The sequence below is a fragment of the Pseudomonas sp. NPDC077186 genome (assembly GCF_044543505.1).
Classification (GTDB): Bacteria; Pseudomonadota; Gammaproteobacteria; order Pseudomonadales; family Pseudomonadaceae; genus Aquipseudomonas.
The window spans coordinates 329,566-347,591 of the sequence record NZ_JBITWE010000003.1 but is presented as its reverse complement, the minus strand read 5'-3'; the positions used below and the strand labels follow the sequence as shown (position 1 = coordinate 347,591).

The window sequence follows — 18,026 nt, the reverse complement described above, 5'->3', positions numbered from 1 at the left end:
GGCGCACCCTACGTCCGAGAATCATTCGATGCATCACACCCCCCGGCCACATGACCTGCTCTGGGGCCTGCGCCCCGAGCACCTGCCGCAGGAGGCGCCGGCCTGGGCTCGTGCCGCCCTGGGCGGGCATGTGCCGGTGGTGGTGCGCCGTGCTCCCGCTGAGCCCGGTTGGGTTGCGGTCGGTATCCGTGGCGCGGCGCGTGAACAGCGACATGCCACCTGGATGCGCCTGAGCGATATCAGCCGTCTGCTCAGTCCGCAGGCGGTGGCCAGGGCCGGGCGCTGGCGCAGCCACGCGCAGCCGCAGTGGCCGGCGTTGCATGCTCTGAGCCAACTGGCGCCGCGTCTCGATGCCCTCGGCCTGGCCTGGGGCGTCACCGGCAGCCTGGGCTTCGAACTGGCCAGCGGTATCAACGCCGCGCACCCGGATAGCGATCTCGACCTGTCGCTACGTGTGCCCCATCCGCTTTCGCGCGCGGCGGCGCGGACATTGTGCGCGCTATTGGATCAAGCGCCGGGCCGTATCGACCTGCAGCTGGAAACCCCATACGGCGCCGTGGCGCTGCGCGAATGGGCCAGCGAGGCGCCGCGCGTGTTGCTGAAAACCCAGAACGGGCCGCTGCTGGTTGGCGACCCTTGGCAGCAGCAGGTGGCGGCATGAGCACGCTCTGGGCCTTCCCCGGCCAGGGCGCGCAGCAGCCCGGCATGCTGCAGGTATTGCCCGATGCGCCGGTGGTACAGGCCTGTATCGAGCAGGCCAGCGCCGCGCTGGGTGAGGACGTACGCCTGCTGGATTCGGCCGAAGCCCTGCAAAGCACCCGCGCCGTGCAGCTCTGCCTGTTGGTTGCAGGTGTCGCGGCGTCGCGTTTGCTGAGCGAACGCGGGCATCGCCCGGACTATGTCGCCGGCCTGTCCATCGGCGCCTACGCTGCCGCGGTGGTGGCCGGTGCGCTGGATTTTGCCGATGCCGTGCGCCTGGTCGCCCTGCGTGGCGAACTGATGCAACGCGCCTACCCCAGCGGCTACGGCATGACCGCTATCCTCGGCCTCGACCAGGCCAGCGTCGAGCGCCTGCTGGGCGAAGTCGACGGCCCGGTGTACCTGGGCAATATCAACGCCGAAACCCAGCTGGTGATCGCCGGCAGCGATGCCGCCATGGCCGCCGTGGCCGAGCGCGCGCGCGCGCTTGGTGCCGGCGGCACCAAACGTCTGGCCATAAGCGTGCCGTCGCACTGCGCGCTGCTCGATGGCTCGGCGCGTGCGCTGGCCGAGGCTTTCTCGGGCGTCGAACTGCGTACCCCGCGGGTGCGTTACCTGAGCAGCAGCTCGGCGCGGCTGATCCGTGATCCCCAAACCCTGCGCGACGACCTGGCTTACAACATGAGCCGCGTCGTCGACTGGCAGGCCACGCTCGTCACCGCCTATGAACGCGGTGTGCGCCTGCACCTGGAACTGCCGCCCGGCGGCGTGCTGAGCGGGCTCGCCCGGCGCATCTTCGACGCCGGCCAGGCCATCGCCTTCGAGGGCGCACGTCTGGATACACTCGACGCCATGTTGCGTCAGGAGGTAAGCCGCGACCGCTGAGCCGTAGCCTTTACCGAAGCACAAGAACAACAACTTCGATACGTAAGACGAGGACAACAACAATGATTATCTACGGTGTCGCCTTCCTGGCGTTCTGCACCCTGGCAGGCATCTTTATCGGTGAACTGCTGGGCAAACTCATCGGCGTACCCGCCAACGTCGGCGGTGTCGGTATCGCCATGATCCTGCTGATCTTCCTCGGCAGTTACCTGAACAAGCGCGGCCTGCTCACCGGCAAGTCGGAACAGGGCGTGGAGTTCTGGAGCGCCATCTATATCCCCATCGTGGTCGCCATGGCCGCCCAGCAGAACGTCTACGGCGCCCTCAGCGGCGGCCCGATGGCGATTCTCGCCGGCACCGCCGCCGTCGCCATCGGTTTTGCACTGGTCCCCGCATTGAGCCGTATCGGGCAAAAGAAGCCTGAAACCGACGTTGCCCCCTCCCTGAACAAAGCGCCACGGTGACTGCCATGTACGAATCCTTGATGAAGGTCATTACCGGCTACGGCCTGCTCAGCGGCTTCGCCATCATCGGCATCACCATGTGGCTGTCGTACTGGATTTCCGACAAGTTCACCAAGGGCCGCCTGCACGGCTCGGCCATCGCCATTCTGCTCGGCCTGCTGCTGTCCTATATCGGCGGCGCCTATACCGGCGGGCAGAAGGGCCTGGTGGACATCCCGCTGTTCGCCGGCATCGGCCTGCTCGGCGGCGCCATGCTGCGTGACTTCGCCATCGTCGCCACCGGCTTCGGCGTCAGTGTCGAGGAGCTCAAACGCGCCGGTTTCGCCGGGGTGCTGGCGCTGTTCGTCGGCGTCTTCGCCTCCTTCGTGGCCGGTGTCGGGGTAGCCATGGCCTTTGGTTACACCGACGTGGTCAGCCTGACCACCATCGGCACTGGCGCGGTGACCTACATCGTCGGCCCGGTGACCGGTGCCGCCATCGGCGCCAGCTCCGACGTGATGGCGCTGTCGATTGCCGCCGGGCTGATCAAGGCGATCCTGGTGATGGTGGCGACGCCCTTCGTCGCCCCCTATATCGGCCTGAACAACCCGCGCAGTGCGGTGATCTTCGGCGGCCTGATGGGCACTTCCAGCGGGGTGGCCGGCGGCCTGGCGGCAACCGATCCGAAGCTGGTGCCATACGGTTGCCTGACTGCCGCCTTCTACACCGCCCTGGGCTGCCTGCTCGGCCCATCCTTGCTCTACTTTCTGATGCGCGGCCTTCTAGGCTGACCTTTGCCCGCCGTCATGGCGGGCTTTTTATTCGGGCTGAACGCGCTGCCCTGTGGGAGGCGCTTCAGCGGCGACGCTTGCGACTACGACTGCCGGCTATACATCCGGCATTCGGCGAGCAGCGCCAGCAGGTTGGGGTCGCGTTCCTTGGCCTTGAGAAAGACCACGCCGATATGCTGCTGCAGGTGGTACTTGGCCTGCAGCGGGATCAGCTTCACCCGGTTCTCGTATACCGCCGCCACGCGCCCGGGTAGCAGGGCATAACCGACGCCCGAACTGACCATGCTGAGCAGGGTGAAGATGTCCTTCACCTGCATCGCCACCTTGGGCTCGAAGCCGGCCTGCTTGAACACGCGCTCGCCGTCGCGGAAGGTGGCGTAGCCCTGGGTCAGAGTGATGAAGGTCGAATCGCGCAGATCGGCCAGGTCCACCTCGGCGTGATCGGCGAAGGGCGAGTCGTTGGGCGCGGCGAGGAAGATGTCGTCGGAGAACAGCGCCAGCTGCTCGCAATCCGGGTCGCTGACGCTGTCGTCGAGGGCGATGAGGATGGCGTCCAGCTCCATGTTCTTCAGCTTGTACAGCAGGTCGACGTTGGAGCCGAGCACCAGGTCGATGTTCAGCTCGCTACGGCGCAGCTTCAGGCCCATGATCAGTTGCGGCACGGTCTTCACCGTCAGCGAGTAGAGCGCACCGAGTTTGAAACGCTCGGCGCCGAAGCCCGCCGCTTCGCGGGTCAGGCGCACCATCTCCTGGGCATCCTGGATCAGCTTCTGCGCCTTCTCTTCCAGCACATAGGCGCTTTCCAGTGGAATCAGGTTGCGCCCCTCGTGCTTGAACAGCGGGCAGCGCAGCGCGCTTTCCAGCGAATGGATGGCGCGGTGCACGCTGACGTTGCTGGTCTGCAGCTCACTGGCGGCCCGCGCCAGGTTGCCGCTGCGCATAAAGGCCAGGAAGACTTCCAGCTTCTTCAGGGTCAGTTCTTCGTCGATCAGCATCGGGGGCGCGGCCTGTTTGGAGCGATAGCCGATTGTGCCGCATCTGGCGGCATGTGGGGCGCCCGCCGCCGCCTTGCGCTACAACGATCAAACGCGCGCCATCGCTGGCGCGCGTCTGGCTCGCTGCGGCAGGCGCGGACCTCAGTTGCCGGCTTGCGCCTGGCTCTCCTGCACCGCCTGGATGATCACCTTGGCCACCTCCTCGGGGCGCGATTGCTGCGGTACGTGGCTGGCGGCGAGCTCGGTGGTGTGGGCGCCGATCTTTTTGGCGAAATCGCGCTGCATCTGCGGCACGATCATGCGGTCGTCGCTGGCGACGATGTACCAGGACGGCTTCTGCTGCCAGGCGGCGACGCTGGTGCGCTCCTCGAAGGCGGCGGCGCGGATCGGGCCCTGGGTGGCGCTCATCACCGCGGTCTGCGCGGGTGGCAGCTCCTGGGCGAAATCCTTGGCCATGCCCTGCGCGGTCAGGTACAGATAGCCGTTGTTGGCGGCGGCGATCTGGCTGGCGCCGGGCGGCGCTGCTCCACGGCATCGGCCGCGCTTCGGTGGCCAACCGCATCTGGAACCTGCCGGGGCCGCTGCTCGCCGGTGACCTGGAGCCGGTACGCCTGGTGCCCTACTGGACCCAGCGCGCCTGCGCCCACACGGACGGCCTGGTCGAAGCGGGCCAACTGGCCGCGCATGCCTACGAGCGGCTCGATGGCAGCGGCTACTTCCGCGCCCTCGCCGGCGATGCGCTGCAGGCCGAGCACCGCCTGCTGGCCGCCAGCCTGGCCTGGCAGGCGCTGCGTGGCGCACGCCCCTGGCGCCCGGCGTTCAGCGAGGAACAGGCCGCGCGGTTGTTGCAGGACGAGGCGCAGCAGGGCCGCTTCGACCCGCTGGCTTGCCAGGCGGTGATCGCCACGGCGCGCGGCGAGCAACGGCCAATCGCTGCCAGGGCGGGCAACGGCTTCTTGAGCGAGCGCGAGACGCAGATCCTGCGGCGCATCAGCAGCGGGGCGAGCAACAAGTAAGTGGCGCGCGACCTGGGCATCAGCCCGAGCACGGTGCGCACCCATGTCGAGAGCCTGTTCCGCAAACTGCAGTGCTCCACCCGCGCCGCCGCGACCTTGAAGGCGCTGACCTTGGGAGTGATCTGAGCCCTGTGTGGACGGCCCGAACAAAAGAAAAGGCCCCAGGTTTGCACCTGGGGCCTTTCGCTATCTGGCGCATCCGGCGGGATTCGAACCCACGACCTTTGCCTTCGGAGGGCAGTACTCTATCCAGCTGAGCTACGGATGCGTTGCGGGGCGCAATCATACGCATCTCGGCCCTGGGCGTCCATGCCCGCCCCGTTCGCGATATCGAACGGACGTGCAAAAGCCGTCGGTGCCTGTGCCGGTGCATTATGGCACTGAATATTTCGTTAATTTTTTCGAACAGGCTCTTGCCCTTTACCCCCTTCGACCCTAGGATTCGTTTGAGATTTCAAACGGGCTGCTGGCTTATCCGGAACAACCGGCCTGGCGGCGGCTCCTAACCCTTGAGACGTGCGCTCGCAGCGCTTCCCGGGCCTTGCCCACGACTTACGCCGACGCCTGGGTGTCGGGACTGAAGGAGACTGCCATGCAACTGAAAGACACCCAGCTGTTCCGCCAGCAGGCCTATATCGACGGCCAGTGGCTGGATGCCGACAGCGGCCAGACCATCGCGGTGAACAACCCGGCCACCGGCGAGATCATCGGTCATGTGCCGAAGATGGGCCGCGCCGAGACCCGTCGTGCCGTCGAGGCCGCCGAGCAGGCGCTGCCGGCCTGGCGCGCACTGACCGCCAAGGAGCGCGCCAACAAGCTGCGCCGCTGGTTCGAGCTGCTGATCGAGAACCAGGACGACCTCGGCCGTCTGATGACCCTGGAGCAGGGCAAGCCGCTGGCCGAGGCCAAGGGCGAGATCGCCTACGCCGCCTCCTTTATCGAGTGGTTCGCCGAGGAAGCCAAGCGCGTCTACGGCGACGTGATCCCCGGCCACCAGCCAGACAAGCGCCTGATCGTGATCAAGCAGCCGATCGGCGTCACCGCGGCCATCACCCCGTGGAACTTCCCCGCTGCGATGATCACCCGCAAGGCTGGCCCGGCCCTGGCCGCCGGCTGCACCATGGTGATCAAGCCGGCCTCGCAGACGCCGTTCTCCGCCCTGGCCCTGGTCGAGCTGGCCGAGCGCGCCGGCATTCCCAAGGGCGTGCTCAGCGTGGTCACCGGCAGCGCCGGCGAAGTCGGCGGTGAGCTGACCAGCAACCCCATCGTGCGCAAGCTGTCGTTCACCGGCTCCACCGAGATCGGTCGCCAGCTGATGGCCGAATGCGCCCAGGACATCAAGAAGGTGTCGCTGGAGCTGGGCGGCAACGCGCCGTTCATCGTTTTCGACGACGCCGACCTGGATGCGGCCGTCGAAGGCGCGCTGATCTCCAAGTACCGCAACAACGGTCAGACCTGCGTCTGCGCCAACCGTATCTACGTGCAGGACGGTGTCTATGACGCCTTCGCCGAGAAGCTGGCCGCCGCCGTGGCCAAGCTGAAGATCGGCAACGGCCTCGACGAGGGCACCACCACCGGCCCGCTGATCGACAGCAAGGCCGTGGCCAAGGTCGAGGAACATATCGCCGATGCCCTGAGCAAGGGCGCCAAGCTGGCCCTGGGCGGCAAGCCGCATGCCCTCGGCGGCACCTTCTTCGAGCCAACCATTCTGCTCGACGTGCCGAAAACCGCCGCGGTGGCCAAGGAAGAGACCTTCGGCCCGCTGGCGCCGCTGTTCCGCTTCAAGGACGAGGCCGAAGTGATCGCCATGGCCAACGATACCGAGTTCGGCCTGGCCTCCTACTTCTATGCCCGCGACCTGGGCCGCGTGTTCCGTGTGGCCGAGGCGCTGGAGTACGGCATGGTCGGCATCAACACCGGGCTGATCTCCAACGAAGTGGCGCCGTTCGGCGGGGTCAAGGCCTCGGGCCTGGGCCGCGAAGGTTCCAAGTACGGGATCGAGGACTATCTCGAGATCAAATATATGTGCCTGGGCGGCATCTAGTCGCTGCTGCACTCGGCCGGGCGTTGTTGGCGGAACCGGGAAAATGCTCATTGGCTGCAGCCAACTGCGCCTTTCCCGATCCCGCCGCCTCGCCCGGCCATCGCTCGCGACGCGCCTAGCGCTTTGCTCTAGGCTGTAACGAGCCCGAATTCACCGAGCCTCCGCGGCCGTGGCAGTCGATCATCGCATGCTGCCCTGGCCAATCCGGGGGCGTTTCATCCTTTACCTGCGCCGCGATGACGGCCATGAGGACACCATGAGCAAGACCAACGAATCCCTGATGCAACGCCGCACCGCCGCCGTCCCGCGTGGCGTGGGGCAGATCCACCCGATCTTCGCCGACACGGCGGAGAATGCCACGGTTACCGACGTCGAAGGCCGCGAATTCATCGACTTCGCCGGTGGCATCGCCGTGCTCAACACCGGCCACCTGCACCCGAAGATCATCGCCGCCGTGCAGGAGCAGCTGACCAAGCTGACTCACACCTGCTTCCAGGTGCTGGCCTATGAGCCCTACGTGGAAGTGGCGGAGAAGGTCGCCGCGCGCGTGCCGGGCGACTTCGCCAAGAAGACCCTGCTGGTCACCACCGGCTCCGAGGCCGTCGAGAACGCCGTGAAGATCGCCCGCGCCGCCACCGGCCGCGCCGGGGTGATCGCCTTCACCGGCGGCTACCACGGTCGCACCATGATGACCCTGAGCCTGACCGGCAAGGTCAACCCCTACTCGGCCGGCATGGGCCTGATGCCCGGCGGCGTGTTCCGCGCCCAGTATCCCTGCGCGCTGCACGGCGTCAGCGTCGACGACGCCATGGCCAGCATCGAGCGCATCTTCAAGAACGATGCCGAGCCGCGCGACATCGCCGCGATCATCATCGAGCCGGTGCAGGGCGAGGGCGGTTTCTACGTCGCGCCCAAGGAATTCATGCAGCGCCTGCGCGCCCTGTGCGACCAGCACGGCATCCTCTTGATCGCTGACGAAGTGCAGACCGGCGCCGGTCGTACCGGTACCTTCTTCGCCATGGAGCAGATGGGCGTCGCCGCCGACCTGACCACCTTCGCCAAGTCCATCGCCGGTGGCTTCCCGCTGGCGGGCGTGTGCGGCAAGGCCGAATACATGGATGCCATCGCCCCCGGCGGCCTGGGTGGCACCTACGCCGGTAGCCCGATCGCCTGCGCCGCGGCCCTGGCGGTGATGGAGGTATTCGACGAGGAGAACCTGCTGGATCGCTCCAAGGCGGTCGGCGAGCGCCTGGTCACCGGCCTCAAGGCCATCGCCGCCCAGCACAAGACCATCGGCGACGTGCGCGCGCTGGGTTCGATGATCGCCGTCGAGCTGTTCGAAGGCGGCGACCTGCACAAGCCGAACGCCGCGCTGACCGGGCAGATCGTCGCCAAGGCGCGGGACAAGGGCCTGATCCTGCTGTCCTGCGGCACCTATGGCAACGTGCTGCGCGTGCTGGTGCCGGTGACCGCGCCGGACGCCCAGCTGGACAAGGGCCTGGCGATCATCAAAGAGTGCTTCGACGAGCTGGCCTGACGCTTCCACGCAGTCCGGATGCTGTACCCAAGACCCGCGCAAGCGGGTCTTCTTGTTTGGGGCTCCCACAACCCCTAGGCCTGGCGCGGGAGCGTTCCCGGATGGCATCCGGGCTACAGGTCCATCGGCTCTGCAAGCATCGCGGCTAAAGCCCCTCCCACATTTTCTTCGCGCAGAAAAAAGCCCGCACGAGGCGGGCCAAAGGGTGACAAGCAACAGGAATCTCTACTTGGCCTGCTCGAAGATCACGTAGACCTTGCGGCAGGCTTCCAGCACTTCCCAGGTGCCGGAAAAGCCGGCGGGGATGACGAAGCGGTCGCCGGCGCGCACGGTCTTGGCGTTGCCCTCGGCGTCGCGCAGCACCGACACGCCCTGGAGAATCTCGCAGTATTCGTGCTCGGTGTAGTTCACCGTCCACTGGCCCACCGCGCCCTCCCAGATGCCGGCGTTGAATTGGCCGCAGGGGCTGGCGTAGTGGTTGCGAACGCTCTGCTCGGGGTCGCCCTTGAGCACCTTCTCCGGCGCCGGGCGGTAGTGCTCGGCGGCGCTGGCGGCCTGGGCGAAGTCGAGGATCTGCTCGATTTTCATCTTCTGCTTTCCGTGGGTGGGGGTCAGTGGGCGGCCTGGCGGATGGCGTCGGCGAGCTTCTCCACCAGGCTGTCGATATGCGCCTTCTCGACGATCAGCGGCGGCGACAGGGCGATGGTGTCGCCGGTCACCCGCACCAGCAGGTCGTCCTGGTAGCAGCGCTCGAACACCTGGTAGCCGCGTTTGCCGGCACCGGCCTCGCTCGGCGCCAGCTGCACGCCGCCGACCAGGCCGACGGCGCGGATGTCGATGACGTTGGGCAGCTCGCGCAGGCTGTGCAGGCCGTCCTGCCAGTAGCTTTCCAGTTCGATGGCCTGCTCGAACAGACGCTCGTCCCGGTAGATATCCAGGGTCGCCAGGGCGGCGGCGCAGGCCACCGGATGGCCGGAGTAGGTGTAGCCGTGGAACAGCTCGATGCCGTCCGGGCCCTGCATAAAGGCGTCGTGAATTTTTTCATCGACCAGCACCGCGCCCATGGGGATGGCGCCGTTGGTCAGGCCCTTGGCGCAGGTGATGATGTCCGGGGTGACGCCCCAGCGCTGCGCGGCGAAGGCCTGGCCGACGCGGCCGAAACCGGTGATCACCTCGTCGAAGATCAGCAGGATGCCGTGCCTGCGGGTGATCTCGCGCAGGCGCTGCAGGTAGCCCACCGGCGGCAGCACCACGCCGGCCGAGCCGGACATCGGTTCGACTATCACCGCGGCGATGTTCTCGGCGCCGTGCAGGGTCACCAGGCGCTCCAGTTCGTCGGCCTTGTCCACGCCGAACTCGGGCAGGCCGCGGCTGAAGGCGTTGCGGGCGATGTCCAGGGTGTGCGGCAGGTGGTCGACGCCCGGCAGTTGCAGGGGGAAGGCGCGGCGGTTGTTGACCATGCCGCCGACCGAGATGCCGCCGAAGCCGACGCCGTGGTAGCCCAGCTCGCGGCCGATCAGGCGGGTGCGGCTGCTCTGGCCGATGGCGCGCTGGTAGGCCAGGGCGATCTTCAGCGCGGTGTCGGCCGACTCCGAGCCGGAGTTGGTGAAGAACACCTTGTTCAGCCCGGCCGGGGCGATCGAGGCCAGGCGGCTGGCCAGCTCGAACGGCAGCGGGTGGCCCATCTGGAAGGTGGGGGCGAAATCCAGCTTGGCGATCTGCTTGCTCACCGCCTCGGTGATCTCGCGGCGGCCGTGGCCGGCGTTGCAGCACCACAGGCCGGCGGTGCCGTCCAATACCTGGCGCCCGTCACTGGCGGTGAAATACATGCCCTCGGCGCTTTCCAGCAGGCGCGGCTTGGCCTTGAATTGGCGATTGGCGGTAAAGGGCATCCAGAAATCATCGAGCCGGGTGTTGTCTATTGTCATGGCAGCTACCGAAACGCGAGGTGAGGAGGGTGCGCGTGGCGGCAGTCTATGTTTAATAAAATGAACATGACAAGGGGGTTTTCCTGTCCTTTGTCAAAAATATTGAAAAGGTGCAGCCCTCTGGTTTAGTGTGGCGCACAGGATTTGGCCACTTCGTTGGCCTTGCAGAATTATTTACAGTGCGCGTCTCGGCGAGGCGCCACTTCCACCCTAGAGGATGCCGGAATGACTAGCCTGACTCGTGCCGACTGGGAACAGCGCGCCAAGACCCTGACCATCGAAACCCGCGCCTTCGTGCATGGTGAGTACCGCGCGGCGGAGTCCGGCGCCACCTTCGAATGCATCAGCCCGGTGGACGGTCGCCTGCTCGGCCTGGTCGCCAGCTGCGACGCCGCCGACGCCGAGATCGCCGTGAGCGATGCCCGCGCCGCCTTCGACTCCGGCGCCTGGTCGCGCCTGGCGCCGGCCAAGCGCAAGCAGGTGATGATCCGCTTCGCCGAACTGATCGAGCAGCACGGCGAGGAGCTGGCCCTGCTGGAAACCCTGGACATGGGCAAACCGATCAGTGACTCGCTGAACATCGACGTGTCCAGCGCCGCCAACGCCTTGCGCTGGAGCGGCGAGGCGATTGACAAGATCTACGACGAAGTGGCCGCCACCAGCCACGACCAGCTGGGCCTGGTGACCCGCGAGCCGGTCGGCGTGGTTGCCGCCATCGTGCCGTGGAACTTCCCCCTGCTGATGACCTGCTGGAAGCTCGGCCCGGCGCTGTCCACCGGCAACTCGGTGGTGCTCAAACCGTCGGAAAAATCGCCGCTGACCGCCATCCGCATCGCCCAGCTGGCCATCGAGGCCGGCATCCCGGCCGGCGTGTTCAACGTGCTGCCGGGCTTCGGCCACACCGTCGGCAAGGCCCTGGCCCTGCATATGGACGTCGACACCCTGGTGTTCACCGGCTCGACCAAGATCGCCAAGCAGCTGATGATCTACGCCGGCGAATCGAACATGAAGCGCGTCTGGCTGGAGGCCGGCGGCAAGAGCCCGAACATCGTCTTCGCCGACGCCCCGGACCTGCAGGCCGCCGCCGAAGCGGCCGCCGGTGCCATCGCCTTCAACCAGGGCGAGGTGTGCACCGCCGGTTCGCGCCTGCTGGTGGAAAACTCGATCAAGGACAAGTTCGTGCCCATGGTGGTCGAGGCGATCAAGAGCTGGAAGCCGGGCAACCCGCTGGACCCGGAAACCAACGTCGGCGCACTGGTCGATACCACCCAGATGAACAACGTGCTGAGCTACATCCAGGCCGGCCACGACGATGGCGCCAAGCTGGTGGCCGGCGGCAAGCGGGTGCTGGAAGAGAGCGGCGGCACCTACGTCGAGCCGACCATCTTCGACGGCGTGAGCAACGCCATGCGCATCGCCAAGGAAGAGATCTTCGGCCCGGTGCTGTCGGTGATCGGCTTCGACAGCGAAGAGGAAGCGGTGGCCATCGCCAACGACACCGTCTACGGCCTGGCGGCGGCGGTGTGGACCAGCAACCTGTCCAAGGCGCATCTGGTGGGCAAGGCCCTGCGCGCCGGCAGCGTGTGGATCAACCAGTACGACGGCGGCGACATGACCGCGCCGTTCGGCGGCTTCAAGCAGTCCGGCAACGGCCGCGACAAGTCGCTGCATGCGTTCGACAAGTACACCGAACTCAAGGCTACCTGGATCAAGCTCTAACGGTAGCGGGACGATCTCCTGGCCGTCGGCCATACGGCGTTGCGTCCTCGCTTTTAATGCTCACGTACTGCAGTACGCTGCGCTTGAAAGCTCCGGGGCGCCTGCCTGGCCTTAGCCCAGAAGATCTTTTTCGGCGCTGGATTTGGCCGAAAATCTGTTTGTGGGGAGAGCGTTTCTGTTCTCCCTTTAGGTCAGCCCCCGAACTGAGGGGCCGGCTCCCTGCGAGCCACACCTGCGGCCGGGTTCCCCTGGAACCCGGCCGCCTTGCATTTGCGCGCCGGGCATTGCGACCGGCGCCGCGCGCGCCATGGACTGGAGTGGAACGATGAACTGGATGACCTATTTCGCCGTCAGTGCGGCGGTGGTGATAGTCGGCCTGGCGCTGGGGGTGACCCTGCCGCTGGTGTCCCTGCGTCTCGAGGCCTGGGGCTACGGGCCCTTCGCCATCGGCGTGATGGCGGCGATGCCGGCCATCGGCGTGCTGCTCGGCGCGCGCCTGACCGGCCGCCTGGCCGGCTGGTTCGGCTCGCCGCAGACGCTGCGCCTGTGCCTGCTGGCCAGCGCGGTGTCGGTCAGCCTGCTGGCGGTGTGGCCGAGCTACCCGCTGTGGCTGCTGCTGCGCCTGCTGATCGGCGTGTCGCTGACCGTGGTCTTCGTGCTCGGCGAGAGCTGGATCAACCAACTGGTGGAAGATCGCCTGCGCGGCCGCCTGGTGGCGCTGTACGGCACCGGCTTCGCCTTGAGCCAGCTGTGCGGGCCGCTGCTGCTGACCGCCCTGGGCACCGCCAGCGACCGCGGCTTCTGGGTCTCCGCCAGCCTGCTGGTGGCCGGCAGCCTGCTGCTGATCGGCCGCACCGGGGCGCCGGCGGTGGATGCCCACAGCGCCTCGGGCAAGGGCCTGGGGCTGTTCTGCCGCAAGTTGCCGGCGATTGCCTGGGCGGTGGTGCTGTTCGCCGCGTTCGAGGCCATGGTGCTGACCCTGCTGCCGATCTACCTGCTGCGCGAGGGCTTCGCCCAGCAGATGGCGCTGATCATGGTCAGCACCGTGGTGGTGGGCGACGCCGCGCTGCAGCTGCCGATCGGCTGGCTGGCCGACCGCGTGCCGCGGCAGGCGCTGATGCGCGCCTGCGGGGTGATCCTGCTCGGCTCCAGCCTGTGCATCCCGGCGGCGCTGCACACGCCGCTGATCTGGCCACTGCTGCTCAGCTTCGGCGCCAGCGCCGGCGGCCTCTACACCCTGTCGCTGATCCTGGTCGGCCAGCGCTACCGCGACGATGCGCTGGTGCGCGCCAATGCCCATATCGCCCTGCTGTGGGGCGTCGGCTGCCTGCTCGGGCCGCTGTCCACCGGCGCCGCCAGCCAGTGGCTGAGCGGCCACGCGCTGCCGCTGCTGATGGCCCTCGGCGCGCTGGTGTTCATCGTCCTGGCCTGGCGCCGCGGTGCCTTCAGCGAGGTCGAAACCGGCAACGAGGCCATGCCGGGGGCCGCCCCGCGCTGATTCAGGGGGCTTCGGCGAGCAGCTCGGCGATGGTCGCGCCGACCTGGCGCACGGCCGCCTCGATGGCCGCGCTGGGCGGCTCGGCGTAGTTCAGGCGGATGCAGTTGCGGTACTTGCCGGCGGCGGAAAAGATGCTGCCCGGCGCCACCTGGATCTTGTGCGGCAGCAGCGCGCGGTTGAGCCGCTGGCTATCGAAGCCGCTGGGCATCTCCACCCACAGCATAAAGCTGCCCTGCGGCCGGCTGGCGCGGGTGCCGGGCGGAAAGTAGCGGCACACCCAGTCCACCATCAGGTCGCGGCTGCGCAGGTACTGGGCGCGCATGCGCCGCAGGTGCGGCTCGTAGTGGCCGGCCTCGAGGTACTCGGCCAGCGCCAGCTGCGGCAGTTGGGCGGTGCTGCCGGTGCCCAGGTACTTCATGTGCAGCACCTGCTCCAGGTAGCGCCCGGGGGCGATCCAGCCGACCCGCAGGCCCGGCGCCAGGGTCTTGGAGAAGGAGCTGCAGAGCAGCACGCGGCCGTCCTCGTCATAGGACTTGATGGTGCGCGGGCGCGGGTAGGCGTAGGCCAGCTCGCCGTACACGTCGTCCTCGATGATCGCCACGTCGTGGCGCTGCGCCAGCTGCAGCAGGGCGCGCTTGTTGGCCTCGGGCATGATGTAGCCGAGCGGGTTGTTGCAGTTCGGAGTGAGCTGGATGGCCTTGATCGGCCACTGCTCCAGGGCCATCTCCAGGGCCTCGAGGTTGATCCCGGTGAGCGGGTCGGTGGGCAGCTCCAGGGCCTTCATGCCGAAGCCCTTGAGCGCCTGCATCACCCCGTGGAAGCTCGGCGAGTCCACCGCGACTATGTCGCCGGGCTGGCAGATGGCACGGATCGCCGCCGACAGCGCCTCGTGGCAGCCGGTGGTGATCACCAGGTCCTCGGCGGGGATGCAGCAGCCGGAGTCGAGCAGCAGCCGCGCGATCTGCTCGCGCAGGCGCAGCTCGCCGCGGATGCAGCCATAGGTCAGCACCTCCGGGTCCTGGCGCCGCGCCTGGCGCGCCAGCATGCGCAGCAGCGGCTTGAGCGTCGGGCTGCCGATATCCGGACGGCCGCGGCCGAGCTGCAGCAGCTCGCGCTGCGGCGAGCTGCTGATCAGCGCCAGCACGTGATCCCACTGCGACACCTCCACCGGCCGCTGCGCCGCCCGGCTGACCTGCGGCAGCGCCGGCACCTGGCGCTCGGCCGGGACGAAGTAGCCGGACTTCGGCCGCGGCGTGGCCAGACCCTGATCCTCCAGGTGGCGGTAGGCCTGCTGCACCGTGCTCAGGCTGACGCCGTGCTCCTGGCTGAGGCTGCGCACCGAGGGCAGGCGGTCGCCGGGACGGTACAGGCCCTGCTCGATGCGCGCGCCGAGCAGTTCGGCCAGATTGAGGTAGAGGGTCATGACAGTTGCCTCGTTCAGGAATGCAGTGACCGGTACAGATGCCGGCGAAAATTCCGATTCAGCCGGGATTCGGCGAAAACTGTATGGAGTAAATAAGGTTTTATTGAATCTGTCATGGCTTTTTCCCCCGGGTCATCCTGAGTTCCCATGAGCACTGGCGGCAGGAGAGGACGATGAACGGCTTCAGCGAGATAGGTATCGACAGGGCGCGGCGGGCTGCGCCGCCACAGGCGACGGGCGCGCTGCGCCATTTCGGCCGCGACTGGCCGGCGTTCTGGCGCCGCCTGCACACCCGCCGCGCCCTGCTGCGGCTCAACGAGCGCCAGCTCGCCGATATCGGCCTGAGCCGCGCCGAGGCCGAGCGCGAGGCGCGCCTGCCGTTCTGGCGGCTGTAGCGCCTCAGGCCGCGGCGTGCTCCTTGCGCCAGCTGCCGGGCGGCTGCCCGTAGTGCTGGCGGAAGGCGCGGTTGAGCGCGGCCTCCGAACCGTAGCCGATGTCGTAGGCGATCTGCGCCAGGCTGCGCCCTTCGCGCAGCTGCGCGGCGGCCAGTTGCAGGCGCCAGTGCGCCAGGTAGCGAATCGGCGGCTGGCCGATCAGGCGGCTGAAGCGTTCGGCGAAGGCCGAGCGCGACAGGCCCACGGCGCGGGCCAGGGCCTCGGTGGTCCAGTGTTCGGCCGGGCGTCGGTGTAGCAGCGCCAGGGCCTTGCCCACCTGCGGGTCGCACAGGCCGGCGAGCCAGCCGTGGCGGTCGCTCGGCAGCGCCTCCAGGTACCGCCGCACCGCCTCGATAAATAGCAGCTCGGCCAGCTTGTTCAGCGCCGTGCCGGCGCCCTGGCGCTGGCCGGCGCTCTCCACCGCGGCGAGGCGAAAGGCCTGTTCGATCCAGGCGCCGCCCGGGCTGTTGCCGACCTGCAGCTTGAGCACGCTGGGCAGGGTCTGCACCAGCGGGTTGTCCGGCACCGCGCAGCCGAGAAAGCCACAGATCAGGTGGGTCCTGGCGCCGCCGCCGCCGTGACGCAGGCTGGCCAGGCCGCTGCCCTGAGCGGGCGACTGGATCAGGTGGTCGATCACCCGCGCCGGCAGCCCGCTGGCACTGGCCAGCAGGTGCGGGTCGTTGCGCGGCAGCAGGACGATCTCGCCGGCCTCCAGCGGCAGCAGCGGGGCGTCGTCGATCCCCAGCAGCAAGCGTCCGTCGAGCACGTAGTGATAGGCCATCAGGTGTGCCGGCTGGCCGCCGGCCAGGCGGCAGTCCTCGGCGTTGACCTGGGCGCGGATGCACCAGGGCGCGCTGAATTCGGCGTGCAGGAAGGCCCCGGCCGACAGATGGACGGCGGCGAGTACGTGAGAAAGTGCGTCCATTGATCCTCCGGGCGGCGGCTGGATCAAGAATGACGGCGGCCGGGCTATATCCGTCCCTCCCGGTCCCTCTTACCGTAGCACCGGTGTGAAGCCGCAGCCCGGCAGTCGGCGGCGTCCGCGATGACCGGTAGACAACCAGCAGAGGACAGCCATGAACAGCCTGCGCGACAACCTGGGCCTGAACCTGAGCGGCGCCGACCCGCACAGCCTGGAACACTACGAAAGGGGGCTGGCCCAGTTCCAGTGCTATGCCGGCGATCCGCTGGCCGCGGTCGAGGCGGCCCTGGCGCTGCGTCCGGACTTCGTCATGGCCCATGTCCTGCGTGCCTACCTGCACCTGCTGGGCACCGAGCCCGAGGGCCTGGCGGTGGCGCGGCAGTGCCTGCAGCAAGCCCAGGGCCTGCAGGCCGATGCCCGCGAGCGCGGCCACCTGGCCGCCATCGCGGCGCTGCTCGACGGCCACTGGAGCCGCGCCGGGCTGATCCTCGAAGACGTCGCCATCGACGCGCCACAGGACATCCTGGCCCTGCAGGCCGGGCACCAGGTGGACTTCTTCAGCGGCCACTCGCGCATGCTGCGCGACCGCATCGCCCGCGCCCTGCCGCACTGGCGGATGGGCATGCCCGGCTATCACGCGTTGCTCGGCATGTACGCCTTCGGCCTGGAGGAGAACGGCGATTACGCCGCGGCCGAGGCCACCGGGCGCAGCGCGGTGCAGCTGCAGCCGCGCGACGGCTGGGCGCAGCACGCCGTGGCCCATGTGCTGGAGATGCAGAACCGCCAGCGCGAGGGCATTGCCTGGATGCGCGGCAACCAACAGCACTGGACCGGCGACAGCTTCTTCCAGGGCCACAACTGGTGGCACCTGGCGCTCTACTACCTGGATCTGGGCGAGGTCGACGAGGCGCTGGCGCTGTTCGACGGGCCGATCTTCGGCGCCCGTTCGAGCCTGGTGCTGGATCTGGTGGACGCCGCCGCGCTGCTCTGGCGCCTGCACCTGCAGGGCGTCGAACTGGGCACGCGCTGGCAGGCGGTGGCCGACGGCTGGACGCCGCTGGCCACGGCCGGCCAGTACGCCTTCAACGATGCCCACGCGATGATGGCCTTCGTCGGCGCCGGCCGCGACGAGGCCGCCGAAGCGCTGCTCGCCGCACAGCAGCGGGCCCTGCAGGGCGACGCCGACAACCGGCGCTTCACCGCCGAGGTCGGTCAGCCGCTGTGCCTGGCGCTGCAGGCGTTCGGCCAGGGCGACTACCGCCGCTGCGTCGAGCTGCTGCGGCCGATCCGCTCCATCGCCCAGCGCTTCGGCGGCAGCCACGCGCAGCGCGACCTGCTCGACCTGACCCTGCTGGAAGCGGCCCTGCGCGGCGGCCAGCTGGCCCTGGGCCGGGCGCTGGCAGCCGAGCGCCTGCAGGCCAAGCCGCACAACGGCGTAGCCCGGCGCTACAGCCAGCGCGCCGCCGAGCTGGCGGCCTAGGGTGCTGTCTCAGCGTTATGTTTTGGTGACTCCGGTTCGTAAGGTGCGCCGTGCGCACCAGGCCCGCGGTTGTCAGCGGTGCGCACAGCGCACCCTACACAGGCCAGCCGGCGCTTCCAGCGCGCCCCTGGGCCCGGATGCAATCCGGGGAAATCGTCCTGTCTGGCGAGCCGCTCCCGGATTGCATCCGGGCTACGTTCTGGCCGGTGACA

15 protein-coding genes, 1 tRNA gene and 2 pseudogenes are annotated in these 18,026 nt (G+C 68.1%); 11 read left to right on the top strand and 7 right to left on the bottom strand.

Annotated elements, in window-relative coordinates; translation table 11 throughout:
• Window positions 1–28: 28 nt before the first annotated feature.
• From ACIGKL_RS13620 to madM, 4 genes are all read left to right on the top strand, one after another.
• On the top strand, window positions 29–661 hold the full coding sequence (locus ACIGKL_RS13620; RefSeq protein ID WP_397487154.1) for a malonate decarboxylase holo-ACP synthase: 633 nt from the start codon (window positions 29–31) through the stop codon (window positions 659–661).
• On the top strand, window positions 658–1,584 hold the full coding sequence (gene mdcH, locus ACIGKL_RS13615; protein ID WP_397487153.1) for a malonate decarboxylase subunit epsilon: 927 nt from the start codon (window positions 658–660) through the stop codon (window positions 1,582–1,584). The genes ACIGKL_RS13620 and mdcH overlap by 4 nt, the downstream gene beginning before the upstream one ends.
• A gap of 62 nt (window positions 1,585–1,646) precedes the next feature.
• Window positions 1,647–2,048 carry a malonate transporter subunit MadL gene (madL, locus tag ACIGKL_RS13610; protein WP_397487152.1) on the top strand — a complete coding sequence of 134 codons (402 nt, stop codon included), beginning with the start codon at window positions 1,647–1,649 and terminating at the stop codon, window positions 2,046–2,048.
• A gap of 5 nt (window positions 2,049–2,053) precedes the next feature.
• Window positions 2,054–2,818: a malonate transporter subunit MadM gene (madM, locus tag ACIGKL_RS13605; protein ID WP_397487151.1), complete on the top strand. Its 765-nt coding sequence runs from the start codon at window positions 2,054–2,056 to the stop codon at window positions 2,816–2,818.
• Window positions 2,819–2,901: 83 nt separating this feature from the next.
• On the opposite strand, the gene ACIGKL_RS13600 is transcribed toward madM, so the two are convergent.
• The gene (locus ACIGKL_RS13600) at window positions 2,902–3,813 is read right to left on the bottom strand and encodes a LysR substrate-binding domain-containing protein (protein ID WP_064493755.1); all 912 of its coding nucleotides are present in this window, start codon (window positions 3,811–3,813) and stop codon (window positions 2,902–2,904) included.
• Window positions 3,814–3,954: 141 nt separating this feature from the next.
• Window positions 3,955–4,329 (bottom strand): annotated as a pseudogene (locus tag ACIGKL_RS13595) (alpha/beta hydrolase); the annotation flags it as partial.
• Here ACIGKL_RS13595 and ACIGKL_RS13590 point away from each other — a divergent pair.
• Window positions 4,326–4,955, top strand: a pseudogene (locus ACIGKL_RS13590) (HD domain-containing phosphohydrolase); the annotation flags it as partial. The pseudogenes ACIGKL_RS13595 and ACIGKL_RS13590 sit on opposite strands and share 4 nt — an antisense overlap.
• Before the next feature lie 65 nt (window positions 4,956–5,020).
• Here ACIGKL_RS13590 and ACIGKL_RS13585 read toward each other — a convergent pair.
• Window positions 5,021–5,097: transfer RNA gene (locus ACIGKL_RS13585), tRNA-Arg, on the bottom strand.
• Window positions 5,098–5,421: 324 nt separating this feature from the next.
• Between ACIGKL_RS13585 and gabD the strand changes: the two genes are divergently transcribed.
• A complete protein-coding gene (gene gabD / locus ACIGKL_RS13580) occupies window positions 5,422–6,873 on the top strand; it encodes an NADP-dependent succinate-semialdehyde dehydrogenase (RefSeq protein WP_397487150.1) in 1,452 nt (483 codons plus the stop codon).
• Window positions 6,874–7,129: 256 nt separating this feature from the next.
• A complete protein-coding gene (gene gabT, locus ACIGKL_RS13575; RefSeq protein WP_397487148.1) occupies window positions 7,130–8,410 on the top strand; it encodes a 4-aminobutyrate--2-oxoglutarate transaminase in 1,281 nt (426 codons plus the stop codon).
• Window positions 8,411–8,635: 225 nt separating this feature from the next.
• Here the strand turns inward: gabT and ACIGKL_RS13570 are convergent, their stop codons facing one another.
• Both ACIGKL_RS13570 and ACIGKL_RS13565 read right to left on the bottom strand, forming a co-directional pair.
• A complete protein-coding gene (locus ACIGKL_RS13570) occupies window positions 8,636–8,998 on the bottom strand; it encodes a cupin domain-containing protein (RefSeq protein WP_397487147.1) in 363 nt (120 codons plus the stop codon).
• A gap of 23 nt (window positions 8,999–9,021) precedes the next feature.
• Window positions 9,022–10,338: an aspartate aminotransferase family protein gene (locus tag ACIGKL_RS13565; protein WP_397487146.1), complete on the bottom strand. Its 1,317-nt coding sequence runs from the start codon at window positions 10,336–10,338 to the stop codon at window positions 9,022–9,024.
• 225 nt (window positions 10,339–10,563) lie between these two features.
• Here ACIGKL_RS13565 and ACIGKL_RS13560 point away from each other — a divergent pair, with 225 nt between their 5' ends.
• A complete protein-coding gene (locus ACIGKL_RS13560) occupies window positions 10,564–12,057 on the top strand; it encodes an aldehyde dehydrogenase (RefSeq protein WP_397487145.1) in 1,494 nt (497 codons plus the stop codon).
• Between the two features lie 325 nt (window positions 12,058–12,382).
• Window positions 12,383–13,555, top strand: a complete 1,173-nt coding sequence (locus tag ACIGKL_RS13555; RefSeq protein WP_397487144.1) for an MFS transporter — start codon at window positions 12,383–12,385, stop codon at window positions 13,553–13,555.
• Between the two features lies 1 nt (window position 13,556).
• Here the strand turns inward: ACIGKL_RS13555 and ACIGKL_RS13550 are convergent, their stop codons facing one another.
• On the bottom strand, window positions 13,557–14,978 hold the full coding sequence (locus ACIGKL_RS13550; protein WP_397487143.1) for a PLP-dependent aminotransferase family protein: 1,422 nt from the start codon (window positions 14,976–14,978) through the stop codon (window positions 13,557–13,559).
• A gap of 173 nt (window positions 14,979–15,151) precedes the next feature.
• Between ACIGKL_RS13550 and ACIGKL_RS13545 the strand changes: the two genes are divergently transcribed.
• Window positions 15,152–15,373, top strand: a complete 222-nt coding sequence (locus ACIGKL_RS13545; protein WP_397487142.1) for a DUF1127 domain-containing protein — start codon at window positions 15,152–15,154, stop codon at window positions 15,371–15,373.
• 4 nt (window positions 15,374–15,377) lie between these two features.
• Here ACIGKL_RS13545 and ACIGKL_RS13540 read toward each other — a convergent pair whose 3' ends face one another.
• Window positions 15,378–16,337, bottom strand: coding sequence for a cupin domain-containing protein (locus tag ACIGKL_RS13540; RefSeq protein ID WP_397487141.1), 960 nt, complete (start codon window positions 16,335–16,337; stop codon window positions 15,378–15,380).
• Between the two features lie 151 nt (window positions 16,338–16,488).
• Here ACIGKL_RS13540 and ACIGKL_RS13535 point away from each other — a divergent pair, with 151 nt between their 5' ends.
• On the top strand, window positions 16,489–17,814 hold the full coding sequence (locus ACIGKL_RS13535; RefSeq protein ID WP_397487140.1) for a tetratricopeptide repeat protein: 1,326 nt from the start codon (window positions 16,489–16,491) through the stop codon (window positions 17,812–17,814).
• Window positions 17,815–18,026 lie beyond the last annotated feature (212 nt).